This window comes from Ruegeria sp. N10, assembly GCF_056531545.1.
The window spans coordinates 53,302-68,303 of the sequence record NZ_JBQFLY010000005.1 but is presented as its reverse complement, the minus strand read 5'-3'; the positions used below and the strand labels follow the sequence as shown (position 1 = coordinate 68,303).

11 protein-coding genes are annotated in these 15,002 nt (G+C 57.0%); 7 read left to right on the top strand and 4 right to left on the bottom strand.

What is annotated here, in order from left to right:
• Positions 1 to 2: 2 nt before the first annotated feature.
• The 3 genes from ACR0JI_RS09160 to ACR0JI_RS09150 all read left to right on the top strand — a co-directional run bounded on the left by ACR0JI_RS09160 (position 3) and on the right by ACR0JI_RS09150 (position 3,813).
• Complete coding sequence (locus ACR0JI_RS09160) at positions 3 to 485, top strand: (2Fe-2S)-binding protein (protein ID WP_209507073.1); 483 nt, start codon at positions 3 to 5, stop codon at positions 483 to 485.
• Positions 486 to 565: 80 nt separating this feature from the next.
• Complete coding sequence (locus ACR0JI_RS09155) at positions 566 to 2,926, top strand: xanthine dehydrogenase family protein molybdopterin-binding subunit (RefSeq protein WP_480477329.1); 2,361 nt, start codon at positions 566 to 568, stop codon at positions 2,924 to 2,926.
• A 95-nt stretch (positions 2,927 to 3,021) separates the two neighbouring features.
• Positions 3,022 to 3,813, top strand: a complete 792-nt coding sequence (locus ACR0JI_RS09150; RefSeq protein ID WP_480477331.1) for an FAD binding domain-containing protein — start codon at positions 3,022 to 3,024, stop codon at positions 3,811 to 3,813.
• A 197-nt stretch (positions 3,814 to 4,010) separates the two neighbouring features.
• Here the strand turns inward: ACR0JI_RS09150 and ACR0JI_RS09145 are convergent, their stop codons facing one another.
• Positions 4,011 to 5,837, bottom strand: coding sequence for a BCCT family transporter (locus tag ACR0JI_RS09145; RefSeq protein WP_480477333.1), 1,827 nt, complete (start codon positions 5,835 to 5,837; stop codon positions 4,011 to 4,013).
• 417 nt (positions 5,838 to 6,254) lie between these two features.
• Complete coding sequence (locus tag ACR0JI_RS09140; protein ID WP_480477335.1) at positions 6,255 to 7,199, bottom strand: PDR/VanB family oxidoreductase; 945 nt, start codon at positions 7,197 to 7,199, stop codon at positions 6,255 to 6,257.
• A gap of 140 nt (positions 7,200 to 7,339) precedes the next feature.
• Between ACR0JI_RS09140 and ACR0JI_RS09135 the strand changes: the two genes are divergently transcribed.
• From ACR0JI_RS09135 to ACR0JI_RS09120, 4 genes are all read left to right on the top strand, one after another.
• A complete protein-coding gene (locus ACR0JI_RS09135; protein ID WP_480477337.1) occupies positions 7,340 to 8,245 on the top strand; it encodes a LysR substrate-binding domain-containing protein in 906 nt (301 codons plus the stop codon).
• A 102-nt stretch (positions 8,246 to 8,347) separates the two neighbouring features.
• Positions 8,348 to 9,505: an aromatic ring-hydroxylating oxygenase subunit alpha gene (locus ACR0JI_RS09130; RefSeq protein ID WP_480477339.1), complete on the top strand. Its 1,158-nt coding sequence runs from the start codon at positions 8,348 to 8,350 to the stop codon at positions 9,503 to 9,505.
• Positions 9,506 to 9,640: 135 nt separating this feature from the next.
• Positions 9,641 to 9,880, top strand: coding sequence for a hypothetical protein (locus ACR0JI_RS09125; RefSeq protein WP_480494093.1), 240 nt, complete (start codon positions 9,641 to 9,643; stop codon positions 9,878 to 9,880).
• A 151-nt stretch (positions 9,881 to 10,031) separates the two neighbouring features.
• On the top strand, positions 10,032 to 12,452 hold the full coding sequence (locus ACR0JI_RS09120; RefSeq protein ID WP_480494091.1) for a GcvT family protein: 2,421 nt from the start codon (positions 10,032 to 10,034) through the stop codon (positions 12,450 to 12,452).
• On the opposite strand, the gene ACR0JI_RS09115 is transcribed toward ACR0JI_RS09120, so the two are convergent.
• Both ACR0JI_RS09115 and ACR0JI_RS09110 read right to left on the bottom strand, forming a co-directional pair.
• Entirely contained in the window at positions 12,449 to 13,693 is a 1,245-nt protein-coding gene (locus ACR0JI_RS09115; protein ID WP_480494089.1) for a molybdopterin molybdotransferase MoeA, read from the bottom strand. The two genes, ACR0JI_RS09120 and ACR0JI_RS09115, sit on opposite strands and share 4 nt — an antisense overlap.
• A 184-nt stretch (positions 13,694 to 13,877) precedes the next feature.
• Positions 13,878 to 14,888, bottom strand: a complete 1,011-nt coding sequence (locus ACR0JI_RS09110; protein ID WP_480494087.1) for a D-cysteine desulfhydrase family protein — start codon at positions 14,886 to 14,888, stop codon at positions 13,878 to 13,880.
• Positions 14,889 to 15,002 lie beyond the last annotated feature (114 nt).

Here is a 15,002-nt window from a genome sequence, read left to right as displayed (position 1 = left end):
TCATGAAAATTTCTATGACCGTGAACGGCAAGGCCGTAAGCGGCGAGGTTGAGGGCCGGACATTACTGTCCGGCTTTCTGCGCGAGCAACTGTCATTGACGGGCACGCATGTCGGCTGTGATACGGCCCAGTGCGGCGCTTGCGTTGTACATGTGAACGGCCAGGCCGTGAAGTCGTGCAATATGTTGGCGGTCGAAGCCGACGGCGCTGATGTTGGCACCATCGAAGGTCAGGCAAATGCGGACGGTTCGCTGAACGTGATCCAGCAAGCCTTTCAGGATCATCACGGCCTTCAATGCGGGTTCTGTACACCGGGTATGGTGATGAGCGCCGCAGCGCTGCTGAAAGACAACCCTCGCCCATCTGAGGCCGAAATCCGGAAATACCTGGAAGGCAACCTGTGCCGCTGCACAGGGTACCACAATATCGTCAAGGCGATCATGGCCGCCTCTGGCCAGGACGTCGGCAGTATCGCCGCGGAATGATGCCGCTGCGGGCGTAAATGTTGCGCCCGTGGGACAAGTGAAGGGTGCAACAGCATCCGTTTATGGGAGGAGAACAAGCAATGCCCAAAGACAGTGGCATCGGAGCCAGCTCCAAGCGGCGCGAGGACGTCCGCTTTCTGACCGGAGCAGGCAACTACACCGACGACATCAATGTACGTGGCCAGGCTTACGTATATTTCCTGCGGTCCGACATCGCGCATGGGCGGATCAATTCTGTGGATACATCAACGGCCGAGGGTATGCCCGGCGTGGTCAGGATATTCACCGGCAAAGACTTTGAAGGCGTGGGCGGAATGCCCTGTGGCTGGGAAGTGACCGACAAGCACGGCGCACCGATGCAGGAACCGCCACATCCCATTCTAGCACAGGGCAAGGTGCGCCATGTGGGCGATCCCATTGCCGCCGTGGTGGCTGACAGCCTGGAACAGGCCCGTGACGCGGCTGAGGCTATTGATCTGGATATCGAGGAACTGCCCGCCGTGATCGACATGAAATCCGCCGCGCAGGAAGGCGCGACGCTGGTTCATGACGATCTGAAAAACAACATCTGCTACGACTGGCAGCTGGGTGAGGCCGACGACGCAAAGGTGAACGACGTCTTTGCCAACGCGGCGCACGTTACCAAGCTGGATCTGGTGAACAACCGGCTGGTCGCCAACCCGATGGAACCGCGCGTGGCCGTGGCGGAATACAGCCGGGGCACGGATGAATATACGCTCTATACCACTTCGCAGAACCCGCATGTCATCCGCTTGTTGATGTGCGCCTTCGTTCTGGGTTTGCCGGAACATAAAGTCCGCGTCGTGGCCCCGGATGTGGGTGGTGGATTTGGCACCAAGATATTCCACTATGCGGAAGAAGCGTTCTGCACCTTTGCCGCCAAGGCCTGCAACCGCCCCGTCAAGTGGACCGCCAGCCGGTCCGAGGCGTTCATGTCGGATGCGCAGGGTCGTGACCATGTCAGCACGATTGAGCTGGCTCTGGATGCGGATAACAACTTCATCGGCCTGCGGACCAACACCTACGCCAATCTGGGCGCTTATCTTTCGACCTTCTCCAGCTCGGTGCCGACGTGGCTGCACGGGACGCTGATGGCGGGCAACTATAAGACCCCGGTCATTCAGGTAAATGTGAAGGCGATGTTCACGAACACGGTGCCGGTGGATGCCTATCGCGGCGCTGGCCGCCCCGAAGCAACCTTCCAGCTGGAACGTGTCATCGACAAGGCCGCCCGCGAGTTGGGTGTGGATCCGATCGCCCTGCGTCGCCAGAACTTTGTCACGCAGTTCCCCTATGACACGCCAGTGGCGCTGACTTACGACACCGGGGACTACAACGGGACAATGGACAAGCTTGAGGCTGCTGCCGATCTGGCAGGCTTTGCCGCCCGCCGTGTAAAAAGCGAGGCCAACGGAAAGCTGCGGGGCCTGGGTGTCAACTGCTATATCGAGGCCTGCGGTATCGCGCCGTCGAACATCGTTGGCATGCTGGGGGCCCGGGCGGGTCTTTATGATGCCGCGACCGTTCGGGTTAATGCCACCGGTTCGATCAGCGTCATGGTCGGCGCGCACAGCCATGGTCAGGGGCATGAGACGGCCTTCCCGCAGGTTGTGGCCGACATGATCGGCATCGACGAGTCGATGGTCGAGATCGTGCATGGTGACACCTCGAAGATTCCGTTCGGCATGGGCACCTATGGCTCACGCTCGCTGGCGGTCTGCGGCTCGGCGATGGTTAAGGCGACCGAAAAAGTGATCGACAAGGCCAAGAAGATCGCCGCCCACCTGTTGGAAGCGTCCGAGGCGGATATCGAGCTGAAGGACGGTCAGTTCAGTGTTGCGGGGACCGACAAGTCGGTGGCATGGGGGGATGTGACCCTCACGGCTTATGTCCCGCACAACTATCCGCTGGAAGTTGAACCGGGACTGGAAGAAACCGCGTTTTATGACCCGGCCAACTTTACTTTCCCGGCAGGGGCTTATGCATGTGAGGTCGAGGTTGATCCGGACACAGGTCAGGTCACGATTGAGAAGTTCACGGCTGCGGATGACTTTGGCAATATCGTCAATCCGATGATCGTTGATGGACAAGTGCATGGCGGTATTGGTCAGGGCATCGGTCAGGCCTTGCTTGAAAACTGTGCCTATGACGAGAATGGCCAACTGCTGAGCGCGTCCTTCATGGACTACGCGATGCCACGCGCTGATGACGTCCCGTTCTACAGCGTCGATCATTCAAGCCAAACACCCTGTACACACAATCCGCTTGGTGTGAAGGGTTGCGGCGAGGCCGGAGCGATCGGTTCGCCGCCGGCGGTGGTAAACGCGGTTCTGGACGCACTGAATTCGGGCGGAAAGGCTGTTGATCATATCGACATGCCGATGAGCCCGTCACGCGTTTGGACTGCGATGCATGGTTGAGAGGTTGGGGTGCGAGGGGCCAGCCCCTCGCGCTCCCTGGGATATTTATAGCCAGATGAAGGGCGGATCAGCGCCTTTCGGAAAGGAAGAACGAAATGTACAATTTCGAGTTTGAGAAGCCCTCGACCATTGCTGACGCGGTTGCAGCATTGGCAGCAGAGGATGCGCAGGCGTTGGGAGGCGGGCAAACCCTGATCCCGACATTGAAACAGCGATTGGCGGCTCCGTCCAAACTGGTGTCGATGGGCGGCATTGCCGAGATGCAAGGCGTCTGCGTTGATGATGACGGCTCGGTCTCTGTTGGGGGTGCAACACCTCACGCTGTCGTTGCTCGCGACGCTGCAGGATCTTATCCCGCGCTGGCGGCATTGGCTGGACAAATTGGCGACCCGGCAGTGCGCAATCGCGGAACCATCGGTGGTTCGGTTGCGAACAATGACCCGGCTGCCTGCTATCCGGCGGGTGTGCTGGGATCGGGCGCAACCGTGGTGACCAACGCGCGTCAAATTGCGGCAGATGACTTTTTTCAGGGCATGTTCACCACAGCCCTGGATGAAGGAGAGATCATCACCTCGATCCGCTTTCCGGTTCCGCAGGCGGCAAGCTATCAAAAATTCCTGCAACCAGCATCGCGGTTTGCACTTGTTGGGGTATATCTGGCCCGTTTCACGGACGGCGTGCGCGTGGCGGTGACCGGCGCAAGTGAGGATGGCGTCTTCCGTTGGAGCGAAGCCGAGCAGGCGCTGAACAAGGAGTTTCGCCCGGACGCCTTGATGGACCTTCGGATTAACCCCGCCAACATGATCGCTGATTTACATGGCAGCAAGAAATACCGGGCGCATCTTGTGTCGGTCATGACCAAACGCGCCGTGGAAGCCTGCATGTAGGCATTTCACGACAAGATGCTCAAAAGCCCCGGTTTTTACTGGGGCTTTTTCGTTGAGATATGGTTTTGATGTCTCACCAAGGTCGGGCTGGCCAGCACTTTTCCGTTGTTTGAGGGTCGTGGCCAGTGTCTGCGCAAAATGAAATCAGGCCGCCCATTTCCGGGCGGCCTGATCAAGTCATAAACTAAGCTTTCGCTTTATTCGGCGGCTTGTGCACCTGTAGCGGCGTGTTTGTCACGCTGGCTGTCGCGGAACAAAGCTTTGGCCAGAGCAATACACATCAGACCCATCACAGCAGTAAAGGGCAATGCACCGATGATCATCGCGTTTCGCAGCGCATCCATCGGGTTGTTTTCACCGGCTGCGAGGATCAGAGCGCCGATCACAGCCGTCAGGATGACACCCCAGATGATGCGGTGCTTGATGCCCGTCTCCTGGCTGCCACCCGACATGATGGTGTTCATCACGAGAATGCCCGAGTCTGCCGACGTGACGAGGAATGTCATGATCAGGATCACGCACATCACGTTCAACATTGACAGCAGACCACCGTCAATCATGTAAGATAGTGTCACGAACAGCTTGTTGGTGTTCGATGCGCCGATGATTGCACCTTCTGCAGCGCCTGCCAGTTCCAGATCAATCGCAGTTCCTCCCAGAACAGTCATCCACGCAAAGCACACCAAAGCCGGGGCGAACACACAGCCTACGATGAACTCGCGGACAGAGCGTCCTTTCGAAATGCGCGCGAGGAACAGGCCCACGAAGGGCGAGAACGCGATCCACCAGGCCCAGTAGAACGTGGTCCAACCCGACTGCCAGCCGAACTGACGCCCCTGCTCACCCGCCGCATAAACGGCTGCCAGGGTTGCTTCATCCAACTCGGCTGCAGCCCCTTCCAGGCCGCTCTTGAAACCGTCAAAGCTGCCCCACGCATTGGTGGCTCCGCCCATCAAATCATTGGCATGGGCTTGTGCTTCGGCAGGCAAAGCCGCAGCGAAGGCTTCAACTGACAATGGACCATAGGCGTTGAAGCTGAGCGACAGGATATGCAGGATATAGTCGACCATTGCCGTGCCATAAGTGGTCATGGCAAAGACGAACGAGCCGAAGACGATAAATGTGCCCAACAGGATGATCGACAATACGAGGTTCAGGTTCGACAGGTATTTAACACCACGACCAACGCCTGATACGGCCGAAATAATCGACAGACTCATGATGATGACCAGACCGGCGATCAAACCTACTTTGCTTGGGGTTGGAACTTCGCCACCCAGATCCATGACCCATTCCATACCGGTGATGGCATAAAGCCCGTCGATGAACTGGCTGACACCATAGCCGATGGTGACGGAAACACCGAGGATCGTCGCAACAACACCCAGAACGTCAACCACATGGCCGAAGAAGCCATTGACGAAGCGGCCAAACAGAGGCGTCAGCGCCGAACGGATGGTGAGAGGCATGTCGCGGGTATAAGCGTAATATGCCAGCGACAAACCGGTCACCACATAGATGGCCCAAGCGTGAAACCCGTAGTGCAAGAAGGTATAGCGGTAAGCCGACTGCAGTGCTTCGGGTGTATTTCCAACGACCGCCTCGGATACGACTTCGGGGTTCGAACCCCACAGCCCCAACGGTTCTGCGGTTGCAAAAACCATCAGACCAACACCCAAGCCGGCGCCGAACATCATGGAGAACCATGAGAAGTTTGAAAACTCGGGCTTTTCACCGGGTGTTCCCATCACACGGCGACCCGTGGACGGAATAGCGGCGACAACGGCCAGAAAAACGAGGAACAACCCGACAATGACAATGTAGAAGCTGTTGAAAAGCTCAAGCAGCCGCCCGTTCAGGCTGCCAAGCGTGCCGTTTGCATTTGCAGGGAATACCAATGCCCACAGAACCAGCGCGACCATGATGGCCTTGCTGATCAGGGCAATTGGGACGCTGTAGTTTTCATAAAAACCGGCATCCGCCGTCTTTATCTCAACGTCCGTGAATGGATCGGGTATCGACATATTGCGTTTTCCTCCGTGTGTTCGCCGTTTCTTGTTCTTTGGATTTCTGCTTGGGGTGCACCGCGCGGGACGGCGTAAACAAACATGCCCAATGCACCAAACGATCAGCGAGTTGACTGCAACTCAGCTGAGATTTACGGGGAAGACCACACACCATGTGGGATCGCCCACCGCTCTTTTCCTCCCGGATTGTTCTCGCTTGCAAAAGCTGTTGGCTCGAAGTGGCAAGTCTGTCTGCCGTTGAACCTGGTTGCAGCTTCGCAAGAAGTGGTTGCGCCCTTCAATTCGGGGAAACCTATGACAGAGGTTAGGGCAGCTCACCCAAGATTCCGACACATATGCAACTTGAAACGACGCTCACGGGTACTCGAAACAGATGTTAGCGAGAACAAGTAAAGGGCATGAATGTGGCTCCTTCTACAGTTTCAATACCAGTTTACCCGACTTGGCCCGCGAAACGCATGTGCACAGGAACTCATGCGTTTCCTGCTCTTGCGGGGTAAGTATACCGTCGCGATGATCAACTTCGCCGGAAACGACATCAACGATACAGGTTCCGCAAAGCCCTTCGGAGCAGCCGAAATCAACCTGCACACCATTGGCCTGCAAAACCTCCAGAATGGATTGGTCCTTGCCAACGGGATAGATCGCACCGGTCGACTGGATCTCGATCTGGAAATCGGCGTTCGGGGCGTGTTCAATGTCCGACGCGGCGGCGAACCGTTCAAAGTGTATCGCGCCGCCGCGCAGCAAGGCACCAGCTTCCAATACCGCATTCAGCATCGGTTCAGGGCCGCAGGTATAAACGTCTGCGCCCATCGGCATCGATTGCATGACCGATCTCAGGTCGAACACCCCGTCTGTGTTATCACAATGCAAATGATACCATTCATCCAGTCCAAGCGCCCGGAATTGTGCATCCATCGCCGCGTATTCTTTTGATCGAACAAGATAATAGACACGAAAATCCTGCCCTCGGTTCAGCAGCTCACGTGCCATTGCAACCAGTGGAGTGGCCCCGATGCCGCCTGCGATCAAAGTGACGTGCCGATCATGGCTTTCAAGTTTGAAGTGGTTGCGGGGGCCGCCGATTTCCACGGTCGCGCCCTCTTGCAGGTCATGCATCGCCAGTGAACCGCCTCGCCCCTTGTCTTCGCGTTTGACGGCCACGTTGATCAGGCGTCCATCCTGGCTCCAGCTCCACAGCGAGTATTGCCGTATCAGACCGTCTTCAAGATGGATGTCCACATGCGCTCCGGGCTCGAGGCTGGTGAAGCGCCCGCTTTCGATCTCGAAACAGAAGTCGGAGGTGTCGGGGCTGAGCGGCGTTTTTCGCACAAGGCGGGCGACTTGAGTATCCATCACTTGTCCTGTTCGGTCTCACGTGGCGTACATTCTGCGTCGTTCAGCAAACAACAGGAAAAAAGATAGATTTCAATTGCAAAATTTCTAACATTCGGGTGAATTGAGCTCACCCAGAGTTCAAAAGCCAACAAACCTCCATGTCTCGACGCCACTACAACCTTCCCCCTCTTACGACTTTATCGGCCTTTGAAGCCGCCGCTCGGCATCTCAGCTTCAAGGAAGCCGCGAGTGAGCTTTCCGTGACGCCGGGTGCCGTCAGTCATCAGATTAAGGCGCTGGAAGGTGAGCTGGGCGCGGCACTTTTTGTCCGAAAGCACCGCGGTGTGGAACTGACCGAGGATGGGCAAGACCTGTTTGAGGCACTCGGCGCTTCGTTCAGGCAGATTTCAAAGGTACTTGAAAAGATTCGCAGCAACGATGTCGAGAACCACGTAACCGTTGGGTCAACCACTGCCGTCGCCGCACTTTGGCTGTCGCCGTCTGTCATCCGGTTCTGGCAGGATTATCCGCACGTGAAAGTGAACCAGATGGCGCAGGACAAGGCGTTCACGGACCGGCCGGATATCGACTTGTTCATCCGCTATGGCCGGGACGCGAACGCGCAACTCACGCACACGAAACTGTATCGCGATATCCTGACACCCGTTTGCAGCCCCCAGATGGCCGCGGACCTTAAAGGGGCCAGTCTTGAAGACCTCGTGCAGCGGCGGCTGATCCATCTTGAAACGCAGGACAGTACCTGGACGACCTGGTCATCCTGGTTCCACGACCTCGGGTTTTCTGGGGTTGTTCCGGTGGAATCGCGGGTGAACAGCTATGCGCTTGCCCTTCAGGTGGCGCGTAAAGGGGCGGGTCTTGCGCTGGGGTGGAAACGTCTGGTCCAGCCCATGCTCGCATCAGGGAAACTCGTCGCATTAGAGGAATTCAGCCTACCCGCCCCGGATGATTTCTATCTTGTCGGTCGTCCGGACGATCAGCTTTCGGAAGGAGCGCTGGCTCTCAAGAATTGGTTGCTTACCGAACTGTCTGAAGGTTCGGTTTAGCCTGCCTCAATTTGCCATTAGGTTTTTTAGTATTGAACGTGGGCGGCCTCGGCCGCCAATGGATGCAGCGATAAACTCATTCAAATCACTCAGGAGTGGCCGATGAACAAGCACGCACCGCTTTCGTCTGTTCTGACACCGGTAAACACCGCAAAGGGTCTGCCGAACGAGCATTATATTGATCCCGCAGTTTTTGCCGAAGAACGGGATGCGGTCTTGTTTGCGAACTGGTCCGGCATCGGCTTTGGCAAAGACATTCCAGAGGCGGGAGATGCGTATCCGATCGATTTCCTGGGTGTGCCGCTGTTGATGGTACGCGATCGCGACGGTCAGATCGGCGTGTTCCAGAACACCTGTCGCCACCGCGGCATGATTTTGGTCGACAAGCCGCAAAAAATCCGCGGCGCGATCCGCTGCCCCTATCACAGCTGGTGCTATGGCTTGAATGGTGAACTGCGGACTGCCCCTCATGTCGGGGGCCCTGGGCAAAACACCCATGAGGATCTAGATTTCGCCGAGTTGGGCCTTATCCGCATCCGCTCGTATGTCTGGCGGGATGTTGTCTTTGTCAATGTCAGCGGCGATGCTCCGGAATTCGAAAATGTCCATGGCGAGTTGATGGAACGCTGGAAAGAATTCGATCAACCAATGTATCACGGTGGCGCTGGCGCATCGGTTTATCTTGAGTTGAACTCGAACTGGAAACTGGCTGTTGAGAACTACTGCGAAAGCTATCACCTGCCTTGGGTTCATCCCGGCCTGAACAGCTATTCGCGTCTGGAAGATCACTACAACATCAACGAACTGGGCAAGTATTCGGGTCAGGGCACCTATGTCTACCGCCAGTTCGAGGGTCACGATGGCGAAAAGCTGGATGATTTCGAGAACCTGAGTGAGCAGTGGACTGACGGCGCGGAATATATCGTCGTTTACCCGAATACCCTGCTGGGTGTTCAGCGTGACCACGGCTTTGCTTTCCTCATCGATCCGATCACGCATGAGCGTTCGAACGAACGGATTGAGCTCTACTACGCCAAAAAACCCGAAGACGCGCCCGAACACGAAGCACTGCGTGCCAAGAACGCGCAACTGTGGAAGACGGTGTTCGAGGAAGACGTCTTTGTGGTTGAAGGCATGCAGAAAGGCCGTCACGGCGTGAAATTCGATGGCGGTCGTTTCTCGCCCGCGATGGACGGCCCGACCCATTGTTTTCACCATTGGGTGGCCACGCAGATCGAAAAAGCCCGCGCTGAAGCGTAAGCAATCCTGAAAAGTCGATCTGGTCAGGCCTGACTGACCAGATCGCAGGTCGGTTGCAAACACTATAGACGGGACGGCGTTGCCGTCTTTTCTTTAGTATTGGGCAGCCGGTGTGAATTCGCTGAAAGGATCACAGTGGATCTGAACGAACTCGATAAACAACTCTTGCGAGCCCATGCGGAAAAAGATGTACCCGAATTGATCCGGCTTTATCACGAAGCGGCGATTCTGGCCGAACAACGTCAGGATCATGAAGCCTCGTGTTTTTACCTGACCCACGCATTTGTGTTTGCGTTGGAATATGGCGCGCCGGAAGCAGATGAGTTGAACCTAAAGCTGTTTGAACGTGGCCGCGCACACCGATTAACGTTCTGACGAATTCGTTTGCTTAAGCGTATTGCGCCGTCAGGCATTCTCCAAATTTGAGTTTAGCTGACTTCATTCGATCTCGAATTTTGTCGACATTGTCGATGGGTCAGTCTTCATGAAAGAACAAGCGCGAACGAAAACGCGCGAGATAGCCAAAATGCGAAACGAAGCTCAGGCCGTGGTCATCGGCGGAGGAGTGATCGGGTGCTCGATCCTGTATCATTTGACCAAACTGGGATGGTCCGATGTAGTTCTGTTGGAGCGGGACGAGCTGACCTCGGGGTCAACCTGGCACGCAGCCGCCAACATTCACGGATTGCACGACAGTACCAATATCAGCCGCATCCAGCATTACACGATGAGCCTGTATAAAGCGCTGGAAGCTGAAACCGGTCAAAGCTGCGGCGTATTCCAGCCTGGCTCGCTATACCTGGCCCAGACAGAAGAGCGCGAACATCAGCTGAAGCTACAGGCCGCAAAGGCCAGACTGTATGGCATGAACTTCTATGAGATCAGCATCGAAGAAGCTCAAAAGCTGAACCCGCTGGTCAATTACGACGGCATCCGTTGCGTGATGTTCGAACCCGATGGCGGCAATGTGGACCCGTCGGGCGTGACCAACGCCTATGCGGTCGGCGCACGTCAACGCGGGGCGCAGATTCACCGTTTCACGCCGGTCACTGCAACCGAGCAGCAGGAGGATGGCAGCTGGATCGTCAGAACGCCAAAAGGTGACATCAGGACACGCTGGGTGGTGAACGCAGCGGGCCTGTGGGGGCGCGAGGTTGCGGCACTGGCCGGAATCGAACTGCCGCTGCAACCTACAGAGCACCAGTATTTCGTAACCGAATCCATGGCTGATGTGAAAAGCCACGGCACCCGTCTGCCATCTGTGTCAGACCGGGATGGCGAGTATTACCTGCGTCAGGAAGGCAACGGCCTGCTGGTCGGCGCTTATGAGAAAGATATGAGGTTCTGGGCCGAAGAAGGCACGCCGCTGGATTTTGCCCACGATCTGTTCCCTGATGATCTGGAACGGATCGAAGAGAACATGATGAACGCCATCGAACGCCTGCCTGCGGTTGGTGAAGCCGGGATCAAGCGTGTCATCAACGGCCCGATGATCTGGTCGCCGGATTCAAATGTTCTGATGGGGCCGGTGCCTGAGGTCGACGGCTATTTCTGCTGCAACGGGATCATCCCCGGCTTCTCGCAATCGGGCGGCATGGGCCTGATGGCGGCGCAGTGGATCATCGAGGGTGAAATGGAATACGACATGTTCGCCTGGGATCTGGCGCGTTTTGACAGCTGGGCCACCAAGGCGTTCACCAAAGCGCGCGTGGCAGATCAATACAGTCATAGGTTCGCGATCCATTTCCCCAATGAAGAACGCAGCGCCGGTCGTCCGGCACGGGTTCGCCCGATCTATGAGGCGCAGAAAGCCATGGGTGCGGTTTTTGGCCTGAACGCCGGTTGGGAACATCCGCTGTGGTTTGCCGCAACGCCCGGCACCAAAGACACCAACGGCTTTACCCGTCAGAACTGGTGGGGACCGGTAGGTGAAGAATGCAGGATGCTGCGCGGCCGTGCCGGGATCATCGATATCTCGAACTTCGCCAAATATGTCTGCAAGGGTCCGGGTGCAGCAGACTGGCTGAATGCCGTCTTTGCAAACACCATGCCGAAAACCGTTGGTCGGTCCTGTCTGACCCCACTGATTTCAAAACGCGGCGGTATTGCAGGCGACTTTACCGTCACCCGCGTGGCTGATGACGAGTTCTGGGTGATTGGTTCGGGCATGGCAGAACGGTATCACAAACGCTTTTTCAAACAGGTTCCGCTACCTGAAGGCACCACTTTCGAAAGCAAAACCGAAGCGATGTGCGGCTTTAACGTGGCCGGCCCCAGGTCCCGCGACATCCTGCAACGTCTGACCAACACATCGCTCGCAACCGAAGATTTCCCGTTCATGCGGTCCGCCAAGATTGAGCTGGCGGGAGTTCAGGTTCTTGCCCTGCGCGTCTCCTTTACTGGCGACCTGGGGTGGGAGCTGCATTGCGCCACCCAAGATCAGGCACGGCTGTACAATGCCTTGCTTGAGGCAGGCAAAGAGTTCGGGGCTGGCCCTGTTGGCAGCCGGGCACTGATGTCTATGCGGGTCGAAAAGGGCTATGGGTCTTGGAGCCGCGAATACAGCCCGGAATATTGGCCGCATGAAGTGGGTCTTGATCGCCTCTGCAAATTCGAAAAGGACTTCCTCAACAAGGCGGCTGCGCAGAAAGTGTTACAGAACCCGGCCCGGGAACACCTGGTGATCCTGCGCCTGAACGAAGCGGATGTGACAGTATCCAACGCGGATGCAACAGGTGGCGAGCCGATCTTCAAGAACGGTGAAGGGATCGGCCGGGTGACCTCGGGCACCTATGGCTACACTGTCGGAATGTCGTTGGCCTTGGGATATGTGAAAAATGCCCAGCTCGGTGATGAGGTCGAGGTTATGGTTCTGGGGCGCCCACACAGGGCCACAATCCTGCATGAACCGCCCTTTGATGCCGCGGGAAAAGCGCTTAGGGCTTAAAACTGCAATAGCTCAAGGCGTTGCCCTTCGGGATATTCCGTCACTTCTGCCGGGATGATCGCCAATCCATCCGCTTGCGCAAGCAAAGCAACACGACCACTGTAGGACGGCTCCATCAGACGCAATCGGGGCTGTCCGTCCGGTGTGTAACCGTCAATCTGAACTGGGCGATATTCCTGTCGGCCTGCGGTACGGTACAAAGGTTCCGACAGAACTGCTTGTACGGCTGCGTGCGGTGTGTGGTGCAGACCGGCGCGGCGCGCCATCATCTGCGATCCGATTATCTGCCAGGTCACAAAAGCAGAAACCGGGTTGCCCGGCAGGCCAATGTAAAGAGCACCGCCACGCCGACCGAACATGATGGGCTTACCCGGTTTCATTGCGACTTTCATCACATCCGTCACGCCACCGATCTCGGTGAACAGACGCGGCATATGATCTTCATCGCCGACAGAAACACCACCGGTCGTGATGATCAGGTCAGAGGTTTCAGTCGCGTCCAGCAAGACCTGTTTCAAAAGCGCGGGGTCATCTTCAACCGGCCCCCGGTCCGTGAGTTCAATCCAGGGCTTCTGCAACAGCGCAAGCAGCATGTAACGGTTCGAGTTATAGATCTGCCCCGGGCCAAGGGGCTCACCCGGTTGGCGCAACTCACTGCCGGTTGAAAAGATCGCAACCTTCAGCTTGCGGAGAACCACGACCTCGCCATACCCGGCGGATGCAAGGGCTGCCACCTCGCGCGGGCCAATCTCGCAGCCGCGCCGCAGGATCGACGCTCCGGCATGAAGGTCTTCACCGGCACGCCGGATATGTTGCCCGGGCTTTGGACGGCGGCTGAAGCGAATTTGCCCCTCTACAACATCACAATCTTCCTGCATGACGATGGCGTCGTAATCAGAAGGAACAGGCGCTCCGGTAAAAATCCTCACCGCGCTGCCGACAGGTGCAGCATGAGACCCGCTGTCCCCCGCTGCGATGCGACCCTCCACCGGCATCTGGAACAGGTCGTCATCGCCAAGATCTGCGGTTCGAACCGCATAACCATCCATTGCCGAATTGTCGAAAGCGGGCATATCGACCTTGCTGAAACAGTCGCGGGCCAATATTCGCCCTATTGCAGCGGCCAAAGGCAGCGTTTCCGTTTCTGTGATCGGATCAGCAGCGGACAGGCCACGGTGCAGGGCCTCATCCACGCTCAGATACATATGCGCGTGTCGATCACAGCCGCATCCATCAGCCATATCCAGCCTCCAACTCTGCGAACATATCTTCCACCCATTCTAAGGTGGGCTAGGTTCGCTCAACCGACACGACATCCGCGGTACTGTCATTGACATAGGTCACGTGTCACCGTGTGGCGCGCTTCGAAACCACGGGTTGGCTGGCTAATCGCGACTTAGTATACAGTGGCTTCTCGGATGGCTCTCAGGCCGGGATCAGCTCTTCCTGATATGCAAACAGCGCCGGTTGCCCACCCGTATGCAACAGCACAACCTTCTGACCCTGTTGAATGGTGCCGTTTTCACGTAATTCCAACAAACCCGCAAATGTTTTGGCCGAGTAGACCGGATCCAGAAAAATACCCTCGGCGCGCGCCATCAGTGCAAGCGCCTTCCGTGTGGACGGGCCTATCCGCCCATATCCAGGAGGTAATGCGCCGTCCCATGTGAGGATGTCTTTCATGACCAGAGCCGGGTCAAACTCCATCATACCCGCCAACCGTTCCAATACCTTTTGCAACCGCGCATGTTGCTGGCGACGGTCGCGGCGAACGCAGATGCCGTAAACAGGTGCCGTGTTGCCAGTCAGACGCAGCCCGGCCAGAAACCCGCCGTGGGTCGAACCGCTGCCGGATGGCACCACTGCGACGTCGAAATCGGCGATCTGATCCAGTAGTTCGGCAGCCCCGGCCACATAACCCAACGCCCCCAAGGGCGGATGATCGATGCCCAAGTGAATTACATATGGCTTTCGGCCTTCAGCGATCAGCTGATCTGCCCGCACGTGAAGGGCATTGTCGGCCCCGGCCTCGTCTTCTCCGGTACCGTAGTGCATGTGCTCGGCACCCAGAAGCCGGGCCAGAAGTACATTTCCCGAGGAATAATAATGGTCTCCCATATCCGGCACACGCTCTTCCAATTGAAGCACGGCCTCCATCCCAAGCTTCGATGCAGCCATGGCAGCCGTGCGCACGAAATTGGATTGCACAGCGCCGGTGATCAGAATGGTATCTGCCCCCTGTTTTTGTGCCTCGCCCATATAGAATTCAAGCTGCCGGGTCTTGTTGCCGCCAAAGCTCAACCCTGTCAGATCATCCCGCTTGATCCACAGATCCAGACCAAGCTGGTCGGACAGACGATCGAGCCGTTCGACCGGCGTAGCAGCTGTCATCAGTCTCGCGCGGGGAAAACCGGCCAGTAGCTGTTCAATCGTCATGTCTGTGTTCCATCAACTCACCCACTCAGGATCGCGCCCGATAGGGCATATCCAGCAAGAATAGGAAGGATAGTGATTGCCGGAAAGATCGCAGACCGGGAATGGCCAGTTTAC